This window comes from Pseudomonas syringae pv. coryli str. NCPPB 4273 (genome assembly GCF_000972175.1).
Lineage (GTDB): Bacteria > Pseudomonadota > Gammaproteobacteria > Pseudomonadales > Pseudomonadaceae > Aquipseudomonas > Aquipseudomonas syringae.
Genome location: NZ_AWQP01000065.1, coordinates 1 through 16,070 on the forward strand (window position 1 = coordinate 1; position 16,070 = coordinate 16,070).

Genomic DNA, 16,070 nt, shown 5'->3' on the forward strand with positions numbered 1-16,070 from the left:
TCTACGTGTTGTAAATGAGCATTCCGAGCCTGTTTTTAACGAAGCATCACCGAGCGCAGCCACTTTTCGTACAGAGCCTAAGGGGCCTGTGGATTGAGTCCCGGGAGGGTATACCTTGGCAGGTTGCCGAGCCAGAAGTCGGGCAACACAAAACGAGTGCGGCGGACACGGATCAGCCAGCCCAGCGCCACGAAGAAAATCATCGCCAGCGTCAGTGTGCCGGCAAACGAACACTCTCCCGACTGCGCCTTCATGCTGCCTGACATGTCCATCTTCTTGGAAGAATCGTGCATGGACATGTGCATCGTGTGATGCCCGGCATGCATATCAGACATCCCATGATCTGCATGGGAAACCGAAGCCATTGCAGTGCCCGCAAAGGCGGCCATCATCTGGCCGTGACCGATGCTGCACGCAAGACCATTGAACAGGACAACTGCGTACAGTATCCAGGCAATGGGCGAGCAATGGGTTCGGAAGAAGTTCATGGCGGCTAATTTAACATCTCTGGCCGGAACTAGACAGAACGGGGTGAGCGGGTCGGCAGCCTGCGCAGGGTCGATAAACGGGTGGCATGGGTTATCCGAGTCCGCCACCTGTTCGCACGAGGCAAAGCACGCCGCGTGGCCCTTTGCTTTGCTGCATCGAATAAACCTGGCAATGGCAGTCGAGCGGACCGTCGTTCTACACCCGTTGTTAACTACTTCGTCGGTACCCTCTCCTTACAGGATCGTGCCGAATATAAAGGCACATGAAGTAAGCCTTGAACACTTCGCACCCATCAGCACGCCTGCATGAAACTGCCTTGACCTTATAACTCACCCAAACATTTCTCGATAATTACCTATACCAACCTGTTCCTTATCATCAAACTTTCTCTCTGCCGCACTGCCCGACCCTACCGCCTGGTTATATATATCACTTGATAGCGGTCATGTTTTCTACACCCGGCAAGCTTCCTTCTGACCGGGGTTTACGCGAATGCAACGCCTGCGTCTCGAAGAACCGAGAAAAAAGCTGCCCCCCCAATGAAACCTGATCAATAGCAAGCTTTTCGAGTCAGGCTCGACCCTGCCCAACAACGCAAAACCCATTCCCCGGTCATGAAAGCTTCATTAAAAAAACCTGCAACTGCAACACACTTCATCCGCTTTAACTTTCCATGATTATCATGAGCAAGCTGAACTAAAGCTGTCTGTTCATGACGCGTTCGATGAAATCTGAACGGCAGATTAATAATTCTACATGGACGTATAACGGCGTTGTCGTTCGTTTGGCTTTCACCCTACTCTATGATTCGAAAGCCTGCCAGGCGATACAAAAAAGCAACGGCGTCTGGACATTATTTTCATAGTTGAACGCCTAAGTTCACCGCACTCACGCGCACTCGTGGTGTGACTTTTTTATGTTCGGCCCTGCTGCGTCAATCGGAGAGTCTCTGTAGATGAGTCAAACTTTTCTTGCCTTTTCACGGCCGTCCATTGGCGATGAAGAAATTGCTGCGGTAACGCGTGTGCTGCGTTCCGGATGGATCACCACTGGCCCGGAATGTCAAAAGCTGGAGGAAGAGTTCGCCGCGCGGGTCGGCGCGCAGCATGCAGTGGCACTGTCTTCGGCCACTGGGGCAATGCACGTTGCGCTGCTGGCGCTGGGCGTAGGGCCTGGCGATGAAGTGATTACGCCGTCGCAAACCTGGGTGTCGACAGCCAACATAATCTGCCTGCTGGGGGCCACTCCGGTGTTCGTCGATGTCGACCGTGACACCCTGATGACCAGCGCTGCGCTGATAGAGCAAGCCATCACCCCGCGAACCAAGGCGATCGTGCCGGTGCATTACGCAGGCGCTGCATTCGATCTCGACCCGCTGTATGCGCTGGCCGACCGGCACGGCATCACCGTGATCGAAGACGCTGCGCATGCCGCCGGCACTGCTTACCAGGGACGTCCGGTCGGCCAGCAGGGCACTGCGATCTTCTCTTTTCACGCAATCAAGAACATGACCTGTGCCGAAGGCGCGATGCTGGTCACCGACAATGCGCGACTGGCTGATCGGGTGCGTCAGCTTAAATTCCATGGTCTGGGTGTCGATGCTTACGACCGCCTGACCCTGGGTCGCAAGCCCCAGGCCGAGGTTATGGAGCCTGGTTTCAAATACAACCTGGCCGACATCAATGCGAGCATTGCGCGGGTGCAGTTGCAACGCCTCGATGCCATCAATGCGCAGCGCCAGGCGCTCGCCAGCCATTACCTCGAACGACTGGCCAGCAGCCCCGTTCTGCCTCTCGCCCTGCCCCGGCATGCCCAGCAACACGCCTGGCACCTGTTCATTCTGCGCATCGATCCCGAGCGCTGCGGGCTGGATCGCGACGCCTTCATGAAGGCCTTGCAAGCGCGAAACATCGGCACCGGCATTCACTTCATCGCGACTCACCTGCACAGCTATTACCGCAAGCGTTTCCCCGACGTCCGCCTGCCCGACACGGAATGGAATTCATCAAGGCTGTGCTCCATACCCCTGTTTCCCGACATGACCCTCGATGATGTCGAGCGGGTTGTCGGTGCCATTGAATCGACCGTGGAATCCAGCCATTGAAACCGTATCCCATCAAGTTCGTGTCGATCGTCATCCCTGTCTACAACGAACGACAAAGCCTGCCAGAGTTGTTGCGCCGCACTGAAGCGGCCTGCAAACAGCTCGACCACCGCTTCGAAATCGTGCTGGTCGACGATGGTAGCCGCGACGACTCGGCAGACATTCTCCAGCGGGCTGCCGAGCGCGCCGACAGCCCCTTTGTCGCAGTGATCCTGAATCGAAACTACGGTCAGCACGCTGCCATCATGGCCGGATTCGAGCAGTGCCAGGGCGACGTGGTCGTCACCCTAGATGCCGACCTGCAGAATCCACCCGAGGAAATCCCTCGTCTGGTAAAGCTCGCTGAACAGGGATACGACGTAGTCGGCACGGTGCGCAGCAATCGTCAGGACTCCGCCTGGCGACGCTGGCCATCGAAACTCATCAACCTGGCCGTGCAGCGCTCCACCGGCGTGGCCATGAACGATTACGGCTGCATGCTGCGCGCATACCGGCGCACGATTGTCGACGCCATGCTCGCCTGCCGGGAGCGCAGTACGTTCATTCCGATTCTGGCGAACGGCTTTGCGCGACACACCACCGAGGTGCTGGTCGATCACGCCGAACGCGAGCACGGCGACTCCAAATACAGCCCGATGCGCCTGATCAACCTCATGTTCGACCTGATCACCTGCATGACCACCACGCCCCTGCGCCTGCTCAGCATCATCGGCTTCAGCATGGCGTTGCTCGGTGTCTCGTTCGCGGCCCTGCTGATCGTTCTGCGCCTGATCTTCGGCGCGTCATGGGCCGGGGACGGCATGTTCGTACTGTTTGCCGTGCTGTTCGTATTCACCGGCGGGCAGTTCATCGGCATGGGACTGCTGGGTGAATACCTGGGCCGGATGTACAGCGATGTGCGTGCGCGTCCGCGGTTCTTTATCGAAAAGGTCGTGCGCAGCTCGTCACCGGTTGCCACCGACCGCATTGATTCCTCTGTAACTCCCTATATGAACAAGGTCGCGCCATGAGCACTAAAGCTGTCGTTTTCGCTTATCACGATATTGGCTGTGTCGGCCTGCAGGCGTTGCTGGACGCGGGCTATGAGATTGCGGCGGTGTTCACCCATGCCGACGACCCCAAAGAAAAAACCTTTTTCGGCTCTGTGGCGCAGATGTGCGCCCGGCACGGCATTGCAGTGCATGCCCCCGAGGACCCGAATCACCCGCTATGGGTAGAGCGCATCGGCAAACTGGCGCCGGACTTCATTTTCTCCTTCTACTATCGCCAGCTGCTCGGCGATTCGCTGCTGGCCTGCGCGAAAAAAGCTGCGCTGAACCTGCATGGCTCGCTGCTTCCGCGTTATCGCGGACGCGCGCCGGCCAACTGGGTGCTGGTCAACGGCGAAAGTGAAACCGGCGTTACCCTGCATCAGATGGTCAAACGCGCGGATGCCGGGCCTATCGTCGCTCAGCAGCGGGTATCGATCAGTGCCACCGATACCGCCTTGACGCTGCATGGCAAATTGCGTGACGCCGCCGCTGACCTGCTTTGCGAAACACTGCCCCTGCTGGCCGCGCAAGGGCAACTGCCAGCTACGCCCCAGGATGAATCCCGTGCGACGTATTTCGGTAGGCGCACCCCGGCCGACGGTTTGATTGACTGGTCGCTGCCAGCCACTCAGCTCTATAACCTCATCCGCGCGGTAACACAGCCCTACCCTGGCGCGTTTTGCCCGGTCGGCGACAACAAGCTGATCGTCTGGGCTGCCAGCGTGGACACAAGCAGCAATGGCGAGGCGCCCGGCACGGTCATCAGTCACGAGCCATTGCGTATCGCCTGTGGCGAGGGCTCGCTGGTCATCACCGCAGGGCAACGCGGTGACAGCGGCTTGTACCTCAGTGGTGCACAACTGGCGCGCGAATTCGGGTTGGTAGCAGGCTCACAACTGCTCGACAAGACAAAGCGCCGGTCGGTTCGTCGTACCCGAGTGTTGATCCTCGGCGTCAACGGTTTCATCGGCAACCACCTGTCAGAGCGTCTACTGCAGGATGACCGTTACGAAATCTACGGCATGGATATCGGCTCGGACGCCATCGAGCGCCTGCGTGCCAAGCCGAACTTTCATTTCATCGAAGGTGACATCAGCATCCATACCGAATGGATCGAATACCACATCAAGAAATGCGATGTCGTGCTGCCGCTGGTGGCCATCGCAACGCCGATTGAATACACGCGCAATCCACTGCGGGTTTTCGAGCTGGATTTCGAAGAGAACCTGAAGATCGTCCGCTACTGCGTGAAGTACAACAAGCGCGTGATTTTCCCCTCCACGTCCGAAGTCTATGGCATGTGCCAGGACGCAAACTTCAACGAAGACACGTCAAACCTGGTCGTTGGCCCGATCAACAAGCAGCGCTGGATCTACTCGGTGTCCAAACAACTGCTGGACCGGGTGATCTGGGCCTATGGCCAGAAAGGCCTGCAATTCACCCTGTTTCGCCCATTCAACTGGATGGGGCCGCGTCTGGACCGCCTGGATTCGGCGCGCATTGGCAGTTCGCGGGCCATCACCCAACTGATCCTGCACCTGGTCGAAGGCACGCCCATTCGCCTGGTGGACGGCGGCGCCCAGAAGCGCTGTTTCACCGATGTCGTCGACGGCATCGAGGCGCTGGCGCGGATCATCGAAAACCGCGATGGGCGCTGTAACGGACAGATCATCAACATCGGCAACCCCGACAACGAAGCCAGCATCCGTCAATTGGGTGAAGAGCTGCTTCGCCAGTTTGAAGCCCATCCGTTGCGCGGCCATTTCCCGCCTTTCGCGGGCTTTCGTGAAGTCGAAAGCCAGTCTTTCTATGGCAAGGGCTACCAGGATGTCAGCCATCGCACGCCGAGCATCGACAACGCCAAAAAGCTGATTGGCTGGACGCCGGGTATCGAGCTGAGCGAAACCATCGGCAAAACCCTGGATTTCTTCCTGCGCGAAGCCATGGCTGAAAAAGCGGATCAGTGCTGATGCAGGCAGGCTTGAGAATCGATGTCGACACTTACCGGGGCACGCGTGAGGGCGTGCCCCGGCTGCTGGACATACTCGACGAAGCGCAGGTCAAGGCGACCTTCTTTTTCAGTGTCGGCCCCGACAATATGGGGCGCCATCTATGGCGCCTGGTAAGGCCCACGTTCTTCTGGAAGATGCTTCGCTCCAGGGCGGCGAGCCTGTATGGCTGGGATATTCTGCTGGCCGGTACCGCATGGCCGGGCAAACCGATCGGCCGGGACCTTGGCCCGCTGATGCGCCGCGCGCTGGATGCAGGTCACGAAATCGGCCTGCATGCCTGGGATCACCATGGCTGGCAAGCCAATGCCGGACACTGGAGCGACAGACAGTTGACCGCCCAGATACACCGTGGGGTCGATTGCCTGAGCGACATCCTCAGCCATCCGGTGGTCTGCTCCGCAGCGGCAGGCTGGCGCGCCGACCAGCGCGTCGTGCAGGCCAAAGAGGCGTTTGGCTTTCGCTACAACAGCGACTGCCGTGGCGCCAGCCTGTTTCGCCCGCTGCTGGCCGACGGTAGCCCCGGTACCGCTCAGATTCCAGTGAACCTGCCGACCTTCGATGAGGTGATCGGCGCGCACCTCAAGCCGGATGCGTTCAACGACTACATTCTCGGCCGCTTCGCCGCACGACGGCTCAATGTCTACACCCTTCACGCCGAAGTGGAAGGGATCATCATGGCCGACGGTTTCAGGCAACTGTTAAAGCGGGCCAATACCCAAGGCATCCACTTCGCGCCGTTGGGTCATCTGCTGCCCGATGCTATCGAACGGTTGCCTTCCGGGCATATCGTTCGCGGCCACCTGCCTGGCCGCGAAGGCTGGCTGGGGGTGCAGCAGTGATGCACGTCAGGCATCGTCATCTTGCACTGCTGTTATTGGCGTTCGTGCTGGCTTATCTGCTGCCGCTGGGCTTTCACGGCCTGTGGATTCCCGATGAAACCCGCTATGCGCAGATCAGCCAGGAAATGCTCCACAGCGGTAACTGGATCGCGCCGCACTTCATGGGGCTGCGTTACTTCGAAAAACCGGCTGCCGGTTACTGGCTGATTGCACTGGGGCAGCAGGTCTTTGGCGAGAACCTGTTCGGCGTGCGCATTGTGTCGGCACTGGCCAGCGGCTTGAGCGTGCTGCTGGCCTATCTGCTGGCCGGCAAGATCTGGAACGACCCGCGCAAGCAGTTCGCCAGCGCCTTGCTGTTCATGAGCTTCGGCTTTGTCGCCGGCCAGGCCGGTTACACCAATCTTGATCCGCAATTCACCCTCTGGACCAACGTGACACTGCTGGCATTCTGGTACGCCGTGCACAGCGTCGGTCGAGCGCGTCTGGCGGCATGGGCGTTAGTCGGCGTGGCCTGCGCAATGGGCTTCATGACCAAGGGCTTTCTCGCCTGGGCACTGCCCGTCATCATCGCCCTGCCCTATATGCTGTGCCAGCGACGCCTGGGCGAGCTGCTCAGATTCGGCCCGCTCGCGGTACTGATTGCCGTTGCCGTCTGCCTGCCGTGGGCGCTGGCGATCCACCAGCAAGAACCCGACTACTGGCGTTACTTCTTCTGGCACGAGCATATTCGCCGCTTTGCCGGGGACAATGCCCAGCATGCCCAGCCCTGGTGGTTCTATATACCGCTGCTGGTGGCGGCCTGTGTGCCGTGGGCGCTGCTGCTGCCGGTAACACTGAAACAGGCATGGCAAGAAAAAAGCCGCCCTGACATTGCCTTTTTGCTGCTGTGGCTGCTGCTGCCGCTGGCGTTTTTGAGCCTGAGCAAAGGCAAATTGCCGACCTACATACTGCCGTGCCTGCTGCCGTTGGCGCTGCTGATGGCCAACACTCTGGTCGAGCGCCTTGATCTAGGCCACAGCACAGCGTTGCGCGCGAACGGAATATTCAACGCGACCGTCACTTTTCTTGGGCTTGTGGCGTTGATCTACCTGCAACTCAAGCAGCCCGTCTACGAAAACGAACCGATGCATCTGTCACTGGCGGTCATCGTGCTTCTCGGATGGACACTCGCCAACGCCCTGCAAGGCTTGCGCCCCCTGACCTTTTGGGCCACGCCGGCGCTGGGCAGTTGGCTGCTGATTGCATTGCTGCCCGCAGCACTGCCGAACGATGTGATCAACAACAAGACTCCCGACCCTTTCGTGGTCAGGCACCAGGCCGAACTGGCGGACTGCACGCATCTGCTGAGCAACGACCTGGGCGCTGCCTCAGCATTGGCGTGGCGCCTGAAACGGCCTGATGTTGCACTGTTCAACACCTGGGGCGAGCTGGAATACGGCCTGGGCTATCCGGATGTGCAGGGTCGAGAAGTCCGCCTGCAGGACATCGATGCCTGGATGAAGAACGCCCGCAGCCAAGGCCGGGTCGGCGTCATCATGCGCGGCAAGAGCGATGAGGAACTGAAAGAGCTCGAAAGTCTTCCCAAGGATGGTCAGCGCTATGACGAAGGCAACCTGGCCATCCTCATTTACGAGAAGTCGGCATCGTGACCTGGCTGATGCTGGCAAGCGCATGCCTGCTGACCTGCCTGGGCCAGATCGCACAGAAGTACGCGGTACAAGACTGGCGCGGAGCATTTCCCGGCGCGTTTGCAGCGCTGCGCTCGATATGGCTGTGGCTGGCGCTGGCCTGCCTTGGGTCGGGCCTGCTGGTCTGGCTGCTGGTGTTGCAACGCCTGGACGTCGGCATCGCCTATCCGATGCTGGGTGTTAACTTCGTACTGATCACGCTGGCAGGTCGCTATCTGTTCAACGAACCGGTTGACGCACAGCACTGGCTGGGTATCGCGCTGATTCTTGTCGGGGTATTTCAACTGGGGCGTCAGGCGTGACCCGCTGCCGGGCAACCCTGTGCGCCATGGCCAGTGTGGCGCTGGTCAGCGCGGCACAGCTGGGTATGCGCTGGAGCATGAGCCGCCTGCCCTCGCCCGCTCAATGGCTCGAACTGCACAATTCGACGCAGCTCGATCTCAGTGCCCTGATGGTCGTCTGCGCCTCGATCACTGCTTATGCGCTCTCCATGCTTTTCTGGTTGCTGGCCCTTCGGGTCTTGCCCCTGAGCCGTGCTTATTCGCTGCTCAGCATCAGCTACGCGCTGGTTTATACGCTCGCCGCAGCACTGCCGTTTTTCCACGAGACATTCACGGTATCGAAAACTGTGGGTGTCACCCTGATCGTGGCAGGTGTCTTGATCATCAACCTTCGGCGCGTCCCCCGGCCATCACCTCAGGATCTTCCCCATGAAAATCAGCGTTTTCGGTAGCGGATATGTCGGCCTGGTACAAGCGACCGTGCTTGCCGAAGTCGGCCACGATGTGGTCTGCATGGACATTGATCAGGCCAAGATCGACCAATTGCGTCAGGGCCAGGTGCATATCTACGAGCCTGGCCTGGCCAACTTGGTGCGTGAAAACCTGGACCAGCAGCGTCTGTGCTTTACCACCGACGAGCAGATGGCAGTGGAACATGCCGAGGTCCTGTTCATCGCGGTCGGCACGCCCTCCCGTGCCGATGGTTCGGCTGACCTGAGCGGCTTTTTCGCAGTGGGCGAAGCCATCGCCCGGCATCGACGCGAACCACTGATCATCGTCGAGAAATCCACCGTGCCGGTCGGCAGTGGCGACGCCTTGCGCAGCCACATCGACAAGGCGCTGCGTCAGGCGGGCCGGCTGTTGCAGTTCGATATCGTCTCCAATCCGGAATTTCTCAAGGAGGGCTCGGCGGTCAACGATTGCCGGCGCCCGGACCGTATTGTCATCGGCTGCGAAAATGAAGCCGTGCGCAACGTCATGCGCGAGCTGTATGCGCCGTTCAACCGCAATCATGAGCGGATCATGTTCATGGACCTGCGCAGCGCCGAACTGACCAAGTACGCCGCCAACTGCATGCTGGCGACCAAGATCAGCTTCATCAACCAGATCGCCGAACTGGCCGAGCACCTGGGCGCGGATGTCGAGTCGGTGCGGCTGGGCATCGGTGCCGACTCACGGATCGGTTACGACTTCATCTACCCCGGTTGCGGTTACGGTGGTTCATGCTTCGGCAAGGACATCCGCGCGTTGATTCACAGCGCCCGGGAGGCCCATTGCTCCAACGATCTGCTGTCGGTGGTCGAGGCGATCAACGAACGGCAGAAGAACAAACTGTTCGAGCGGGTCAACGCGTTCTATCAGGGCGACCTGCGTGGCAAGACCTTTGCCCTGTGGGGCCTGGCGTTCAAGCCCAACACCGACGACATGCGCGATGCCCCCAGCCGCGTACTCATGGAAGCGTTGTGGGAGGCTGGCGCCAGCGTGCGCGCGTTCGACCCCGAGGCCATGCAGGAAACCCAGCGCCTCTATGGCCATCGCAAGGACCTGATTCTCATGGGCACGCCGGAGTCCGCGCTCAACGAGGCCGATGCATTGATCGTCTGCACCGAATGGCAACAGTTCAAAGCTCCGGATTTCGAGTTGATCCAGCAACGGCTGAACGCCCCGGTCATCTTCGACGGGCGCAATCTGTACGACACTGAACGACTGGCAAAACGCGGCTTCCACTACTTCCCCATCGGCCGTGGCGAATCGTGCGACCTGCCAATCCCGCAAAAACAGTGGACGGCCTGTAACCCGCTTGTCAGCAGCCAGGCTGTGTAACGGCCCTGCTCCGGTGACCGTCAGTTGCCGACAGCCACCGGAGCCTGGCTGACGAAATAGTAGATACGCTCACCGACCTTGACGCTGTCGATCACTCGCAGGGGTGGTTCGGGAGGCTGCAGGCTTTCCATGATCGCCACATTGCCGTCGGCACGGGTCAAAAAGGCGCTCAATTCAGCACTGGACGTGAACGTGTCCAGTAAGCTCTGGCTGTAGAACACGCTGGCGCCTGCCAGCCGTTCACTGGGCTGAAACAAGACAACATGCCGCCCCTGGACCTGCAGAGCATGAACCTTGTCGGTCAGCGGCAGGAACGACAACTGCCGATCCGCTCGCGGTTCCAGCCATAGGGCTGCGCTGAGATACCCCGCCACAATCAAAACGGCAGCGGCAACCGTCATCGCTCTTGCGTTTCGTACAACGAACGCCGCATACGGAGAGCGCTGCGAGCGCGCCTTGAGTCGCTCGCCCAACACAAAGGTATATTCCGCCGCAATGACCGCCGCCGCAGGGGCCAGTGACATCAGATAAACCATGCGTTTACTCGAGGCCAGCGACAACAGCAGGAACTGCGCGATCAGCCACAGGCTGAAAAACAGCAGGTAACGGTTGGCCAGCAGCTGTTTGCGGAAATGCCACAGCCCCAGATAGACGAGCACATTCCACGGCAAAAACGCTTCAGGCAGTTTGGTCAGATAGTAATGCACGGGCTCGTAATGCCCCGCCTCTTCGAACGAACCACTGAAGCGTCCGACACTGTTGGTCCAGAGCACGTCCTTCAACGACTGCGTACCGCCCTGCCCGTATAGAAAGCACAGCCATACCAATAAAGGCACCAAAGCCAGGACGGTGAACATCGCCGGGCGTAGCCAGTGGGAGAGAACAATGCGTTTGCTCTGCACCGACTCGCACACCAGCCAGGCGAAAATGACCACACCCGGCATCGCGAGGCCCAGCACGCCCTTGCTCAGGGTTGCCAGCGCAATCCCCAATACGAAGAGCAACCAGGCCCCTGCAGAAGATCCGTCGCTGCGCAGACGCTGACTGGCGTGAAAGAACCCCAGTAGCGCCATGCTCACACCCAGCGCCAGCAACGCGTCCTCGCCCACCTGTCGCGAATTGCTCCAGAAACTGGCCTGGGTCGCCAGCATGAATGCAGCCACCCACGCTATGGAGGCAGGTCGCCCGAAACGCCACAGCATGCTGTAAAGCAGCAACACGCTGAACAACCCTGCACAGGCGGATGCGAGCCTGACCGCCCAGGGAGTCGCGCCGAACACCCCGATGAACGCGGCGTCGAGCCAGACACTCATCGGCGGCTTTTCCAGAAACGGTTGATCGTTCAGTTTCGGGGTAACCCAGTTGCCGCTCAGGTGCATTTCCATGGCAATGCCGGCCACGCGGGGTTCTGTCGAGTTTTGTAATTGGTGATTGCCCAACGCGAGGAAAAACAGCATTGCACCCAGCATCAACAGCAACGGTGAAAGCACACGAGAATTCATCAAGGTAGGTACCGGGTTGACGGGGGGGCAAGCAAACAAGCGAGTCGGTCTGGCAAAGTATAAGTCGCCAATTGTTGAAGAATTGTTAACCGGCGGCACACCAGGCAGCCACTCAACGCTTGTTCAAAAGCTCGGCAAAAAGTCAGCCGTGAACGCCTGACTTGGCGCAGATCCCCCGTAGCCCAGGACGCATCCGACATGCAGAATGCGACCGGTGATCGGGCCCAATAAATCTCTTCGCAGGTCTACTAATCTTACAGATAAGCCAGCCTGATGCAGGTCATGCCTAAGCGTGACATGGCCGTGTTGGTCAATCCTGTATTAACCGCGAACTTTTAGTTCAGAAATAGTTATAGGGCAAGCAAAATACAGACGGCGCAAGGGATGCGCCGACACAAGCAACAGGGAGAGTTATGAAAACAATGCCGGCTTTCACGTACGTGTTTTTCTTGGGTTTTTTCCATTCAAACGCCTTCTCTACAGAGATGAATCCTTATGAGCAGATCATCAGCACTGCGCAAGGTGAGCAGGTCTGTTTAACCCTCGACAGTGATTTAAGTTCTGTCTCACTGCAGAAGTGTGTCAACACCGATTATCAACAATGGATCTTTGTGTCATCAGGGCCCATGCTGTACCTAAAAAACAAGGCGTTAGGCGGGTCAACGCAGGCAATGTGTTTGTCGGCGTCGAACCCAAGTCACGTCAGCATGAAAACCTGTGCCAGCGCCGACAGCAACGACTATCAATCCTTGCGACTCTGGAGCAGAGACGGTGACCATACCAGCCTGTTATCAAATAAATACATCAAGGATTTAGGGTTTGATAACTACCTGCTCAGTAATGAAAGCGAGCAGTTGGTATTTGGCCCTGCAGAGGGAGCCTCATCACAATGGACAATCACCCAACCTCTTTACGAAGAAATCATCAGCACAGTGAATGGCCCGGACGCCTGTTTAACATTGGCGGGTGACATGACCAGTGTGGTACTGCAAAAGTGCCTGGGGAGGGACAGTCAGCAATGGACTTTTACGCCCAAGGAAAAAAGGCTTTATGTAAAAAACAAACTGCTGTCCACATCAGCACAAGAAATGTGTTTGTTTGCGGCGAATGCAAACAGCGTAAAAATGGCCGCGTGTGCCAGCGCGGGCAGTCATGACTATCAGTCCAGGCGACTGTGGAACCGGGACGGCAACACCCCCAGTCAGCTGTCAAACAAATATATCAGTGACCTGGGAATGGCTAACTACCTACAAATCAATGCCAGCGAACAGTTGATATTTGGTGGCAAAGAACAAGGCTCGGCGAGCTGGAGTATCGCCAAGCGTTACGGTTACATCAGGAACGTTGAAAAAGGGCAGGAAACGTGCCTCGCTTTGTCTGCAGATGAAGTCAGCGTCGAGTTTTCGCCCTGTAAAAGTGTGCCCGGACAAGACTGGCGAATGTCCGTCATCGTACCGGGGTATGACAAATTGACCAATCGCGCGCTGCTGGACAGGGATACAGAAAAGTGCTTTGGGTCAAATAGCAAAATGATCAACTGCCAGGGTACCGGGTATACCTCGGAGCGTTCCTGGAGTTACAACAGGAACTTCATTCCCCTCATAGAAGGGTTTGTACTGGCTAATAAATATCGCAACGACCTTGTCGGTCCCAACGAAGTTCTGGGCTTTGCAGGTAACACCATCCAGATGGTACCGGAGTCACGGTCGAAGGCAGTGACATGGAACTTTGAATTGGCAGTACCTAAAATCCCCAGACGCCCCATCGTAGGCGATAGAAAAGTTCTCCTGCTGCACACCCGATACAGTGACAAGCCAGAAACCGACTTCGAGGCCACCAGGGCGGCCTTCTTCGGAGCGCCTGGTGATAACAAATCATTTGTCAACGCGGTCTCTTTTTCTTCCGGCGATCATCTGAAGTTCATCGGGGATGCGGTGACCGGTCTAGACCTGGGCCCAAGACCTTCAGGTTGCCCGGCCACTGAACTGAGGAACAAAGCGATAGAACTCGCACGCGACAAGGGAACTGACAGGGATAATTACGATTATGTCGCCGTTGAGATTCCTTCTACTTCGTGCTCCTGGGGTGGGCTTGCTGAAATGCCGGGCTGGTGGGCCATGGGAAATAATTCGGGCCACAAGCCATGGATGTGGCAACACGAATTCGGTCATAGCTTCGGCGGACCTCATGCGACCTCGCTGGAGCGCTGCCCTTACAATAATCGGGAAGTTGTGCAAATCGGCGGCAGTGGGTGCGCAGTCACTAATAGCGCTGACCCTTCGGATACCCTGAATGGTGGAGGGTCACGTCTTTACCCCATTCCTTATTTGTACTACGCGGGCTGGCTCACTGATGACCAATTTCCTGAAGTGATGAAAAATGGCACCTATAACATTGCACCCTTGTTCAGAGCGGCGGATCCCAAAGTGGTCAAAGGCTTACGCCTGTTTCGTAGCGATGGCAGTTATCTCACGCTGGAATTCCGCAAGCCTTCACCCGGCTTTGAAAACTGGCCAACTGACAATCCATTTGTCAATGGTGTGATTGTGAGAATCGCTCGTTTTAATGGCAACTCCGTCTCCAACACGCTCGTAGACACAACGCCATCAGGCATACATGGCATGAATGACGCTCCGTTGCGGCAAGGTGGGTCGGCAGACGATGTTTTATCCGGGAAGCGAATCAGAGTGATCCATGCCGATGACACGGGGGCTACCGTTGAAATCACCGATATTCCTGGTAGCTCTTTGGCAGAACGCTTGCTCTTTGAACGCTCTTTTATTGAGCAGACTGCAGGACAGGATGATGAGGTGGTGGAAGATTGAGGATGTGCCGAAAGGTAACCTCAATCAAAAAATGTCGACTGCATCAGTATCAACTGCACGCCATCAATCACCTGCATCATGAATAAAAACGGGGAGCGATCAACGCTCCCCGTCTGGTGCTTCAGTTCAAGTCTTATTGCAGTGAATCAGACCGCAGCAACAACCTTGGCTGGCGGCTGAGTACGACGACCCAGTACACCTGCACCCGCCGCTACCAGACCCGAGATCACCAGCGTGATCAGCAGAATCCAGGCACCTTGCGAAACACGCTTGGCGGTCACTTCAGCCGCTTCGCGGGCTTTCTGTTCGGCCTGAGCTTTCAGTTCCTGATACTTGGCATAAGCCTGACGGTAGCTGGCCTGAGCCTGATCAACGATCTGATTGGCTTCGGCATCAGTCTTGTTGCCACGCGCCTTGATCAGATTGACCAGCGCCTGACGGTCAGCGGCATCCCATGCCTGGTCGCCTTTGGCTTTGATGCGATCCATCAGGCCGCTCAATTGCTGGTCGGCTTGCTGAGGATTCTGTGCGCTCTGCTTGGCAGTGTTCTGCGCGTCTTGCTGAGTCGCCTGAGCTTCCTGCTTGACGTTATCCGGATTCAGTTCGGGCTTGCCGGTCTGACGCATGGCTGTTTCAATCTCGCCCTGAATATCGTCCAGATTGAAATCAATGCCCTGAGCGCGCAATTGATCCTGAATCTTGCTGCCAACGGCCGGAGCCACCTGTGCGATACCGCTGCCCAGTGCCGACATGCCGCTGCCCGCCAGGTTAAGGCCGCCGCGCACCACGCCAGTCACTGCGCTGGAGACCAGATAAACCGTGATCAGCGAGACGCTCGCCCATACCAGCAAGCCATGAAATGCACCTTCACGCTGCGCCAGACGTCCAGCGGCCCAGCCGCCGACGAACAGGGAAATCACCGAGCTGATCACCACCCAGATACCTGCACCCGTACCAATGCCGGACAACGGATTGGCTTCCTGCATGGGATCGATACTGGCACTTCCGATTGCCGTACCCAACAGGTTCAGCAACAGCGAAACAACCATGGCCAGAACAACACCGGCCAGAATCGCACTCCAGGAGATTCGTTTAAGCAGCGGAGCCGCTGCATGAGTTTCGTGGTACACGGGGGCACCTGGGGCGATACGGTCGTCGCGAATCATAGTCATAGTCCTTTGAGTCATTGGCAGTAAACGCACACATGTGTGGCGTACCCATCAATGACCCGAGCGACGTTCAAGAAGTTTAAAATTTTTATAGACTTTTTTTCAGGCTTGAAAAAGCACAATAGAACTGTATTGATAGTGACGCACATCAAAGGAACGTTACCTGCGCGCCATGCTCCAAGCGAGTTACAAACGTTCAGTTTTATTAGGTTGTTTGCTATAACTATTAGCAGTTGTCTGATGTCCGTTAATAACAGACGGGCATTAACCGGCTGTCCGCCTTTTTGAATACCGACACTCACTGGA

General features: G+C 57.6%; 12 protein-coding genes. 9 read left to right on the forward strand and 3 right to left on the reverse strand.

All coding sequences use genetic code 11. The features are described from left to right. Positions 1-77 precede the first annotated feature (77 nt). Complete coding sequence (locus tag P406_RS22670; protein WP_235810382.1) at positions 78-596, reverse strand: DUF2946 family protein; 519 nt, start codon at positions 594-596, stop codon at positions 78-80. 848 nt (positions 597-1,444) lie between these two features. Here P406_RS22670 and arnB point away from each other — a divergent pair. From arnB to P406_RS22710, 8 genes are read left to right on the forward strand one after another with little or no spacing between them, the layout of a single operon-like run. After that, entirely contained in the window at positions 1,445-2,593 is a 1,149-nt protein-coding gene (arnB, locus tag P406_RS22675; RefSeq protein WP_046237426.1) for a UDP-4-amino-4-deoxy-L-arabinose aminotransferase, read from the forward strand. After that, on the forward strand, positions 2,590-3,603 hold the full coding sequence (gene arnC, locus P406_RS22680; protein WP_046237427.1) for an undecaprenyl-phosphate 4-deoxy-4-formamido-L-arabinose transferase: 1,014 nt from the start codon (positions 2,590-2,592) through the stop codon (positions 3,601-3,603). The genes arnB and arnC overlap by 4 nt, the downstream gene beginning before the upstream one ends. Further along, positions 3,600-5,594, forward strand: coding sequence for a bifunctional UDP-4-amino-4-deoxy-L-arabinose formyltransferase/UDP-glucuronic acid oxidase ArnA (arnA, locus tag P406_RS22685; RefSeq protein WP_046237428.1), 1,995 nt, complete (start codon positions 3,600-3,602; stop codon positions 5,592-5,594). Before arnC ends, arnA begins: the two co-directional genes overlap by 4 nt. Continuing rightward, the gene (gene arnD / locus P406_RS22690; RefSeq protein WP_046237462.1) at positions 5,594-6,475 is read left to right on the forward strand and encodes a 4-deoxy-4-formamido-L-arabinose-phosphoundecaprenol deformylase; all 882 of its coding nucleotides are present in this window, start codon (positions 5,594-5,596) and stop codon (positions 6,473-6,475) included. The genes arnA and arnD overlap by 1 nt, the downstream gene beginning before the upstream one ends. Further along, complete coding sequence (gene arnT, locus P406_RS22695) at positions 6,475-8,124, forward strand: lipid IV(A) 4-amino-4-deoxy-L-arabinosyltransferase (RefSeq protein WP_046237429.1); 1,650 nt, start codon at positions 6,475-6,477, stop codon at positions 8,122-8,124. The genes arnD and arnT overlap by 1 nt, the downstream gene beginning before the upstream one ends. Continuing rightward, positions 8,121-8,465, forward strand: a complete 345-nt coding sequence (gene arnE / locus P406_RS22700) for a 4-amino-4-deoxy-L-arabinose-phosphoundecaprenol flippase subunit ArnE (RefSeq protein WP_003416769.1) — start codon at positions 8,121-8,123, stop codon at positions 8,463-8,465. The genes arnT and arnE overlap by 4 nt, the downstream gene beginning before the upstream one ends. A 26-nt stretch (positions 8,466-8,491) precedes the next feature. After that, the gene (gene arnF, locus P406_RS22705; protein ID WP_003344963.1) at positions 8,492-8,896 is read left to right on the forward strand and encodes a 4-amino-4-deoxy-L-arabinose-phosphoundecaprenol flippase subunit ArnF; all 405 of its coding nucleotides are present in this window, start codon (positions 8,492-8,494) and stop codon (positions 8,894-8,896) included. After that, positions 8,874-10,268 carry a UDP-glucose dehydrogenase family protein gene (locus P406_RS22710; RefSeq protein WP_046237430.1) on the forward strand — a complete coding sequence of 465 codons (1,395 nt, stop codon included), beginning with the start codon at positions 8,874-8,876 and terminating at the stop codon, positions 10,266-10,268. Before arnF ends, P406_RS22710 begins: the two co-directional genes overlap by 23 nt. 20 nt (positions 10,269-10,288) lie before the next feature. On the opposite strand, the gene P406_RS22715 is transcribed toward P406_RS22710, so the two are convergent. Further along, entirely contained in the window at positions 10,289-11,770 is a 1,482-nt protein-coding gene (locus P406_RS22715) for an ArnT family glycosyltransferase (RefSeq protein WP_046237431.1), read from the reverse strand. A gap of 413 nt (positions 11,771-12,183) precedes the next feature. On the opposite strand from P406_RS22715, the gene P406_RS22720 reads away from it, so the two are divergent. Beyond that, the gene (locus P406_RS22720) at positions 12,184-14,595 is read left to right on the forward strand and encodes a lectin (protein WP_046237432.1); all 2,412 of its coding nucleotides are present in this window, start codon (positions 12,184-12,186) and stop codon (positions 14,593-14,595) included. A 146-nt stretch (positions 14,596-14,741) separates the two neighbouring features. Here P406_RS22720 and P406_RS22725 read toward each other — a convergent pair whose 3' ends face one another. Beyond that, positions 14,742-15,761: a hypothetical protein gene (locus P406_RS22725; RefSeq protein WP_003416781.1), complete on the reverse strand. Its 1,020-nt coding sequence runs from the start codon at positions 15,759-15,761 to the stop codon at positions 14,742-14,744. Positions 15,762-16,070 lie beyond the last annotated feature (309 nt).

Bases quoted from the DNA above. Each gene is read 5' to 3' on its own strand.
- arnB (WP_046237426.1), top strand. From the start codon at position 1,445: ATGAGTCAAACTTTTCTTGCCTTTTCACGGCCGTCCATTGGCGATGAA.
- arnA (WP_046237428.1), top strand. From the start codon at position 3,600: ATGAGCACTAAAGCTGTCGTTTTCGCTTATCACGATATTGGCTGTGTC.
- P406_RS22720 (WP_046237432.1), top strand. From the start codon at position 12,184: ATGAAAACAATGCCGGCTTTCACGTACGTGTTTTTCTTGGGTTTTTTC.
- P406_RS22725 (WP_003416781.1), bottom strand. From the start codon at position 15,761: ATGATTCGCGACGACCGTATCGCCCCAGGTGCCCCCGTGTACCACGAA.
- P406_RS22715 (WP_046237431.1), bottom strand. From the start codon at position 11,770: ATGAATTCTCGTGTGCTTTCACCGTTGCTGTTGATGCTGGGTGCAATG.
- arnT (WP_046237429.1), top strand. From the start codon at position 6,475: ATGCACGTCAGGCATCGTCATCTTGCACTGCTGTTATTGGCGTTCGTG.
- arnD (WP_046237462.1), top strand. From the start codon at position 5,594: ATGCAGGCAGGCTTGAGAATCGATGTCGACACTTACCGGGGCACGCGT.
- P406_RS22710 (WP_046237430.1), top strand. From the start codon at position 8,874: ATGAAAATCAGCGTTTTCGGTAGCGGATATGTCGGCCTGGTACAAGCG.
- arnF (WP_003344963.1), top strand. From the start codon at position 8,492: ATGGCCAGTGTGGCGCTGGTCAGCGCGGCACAGCTGGGTATGCGCTGG.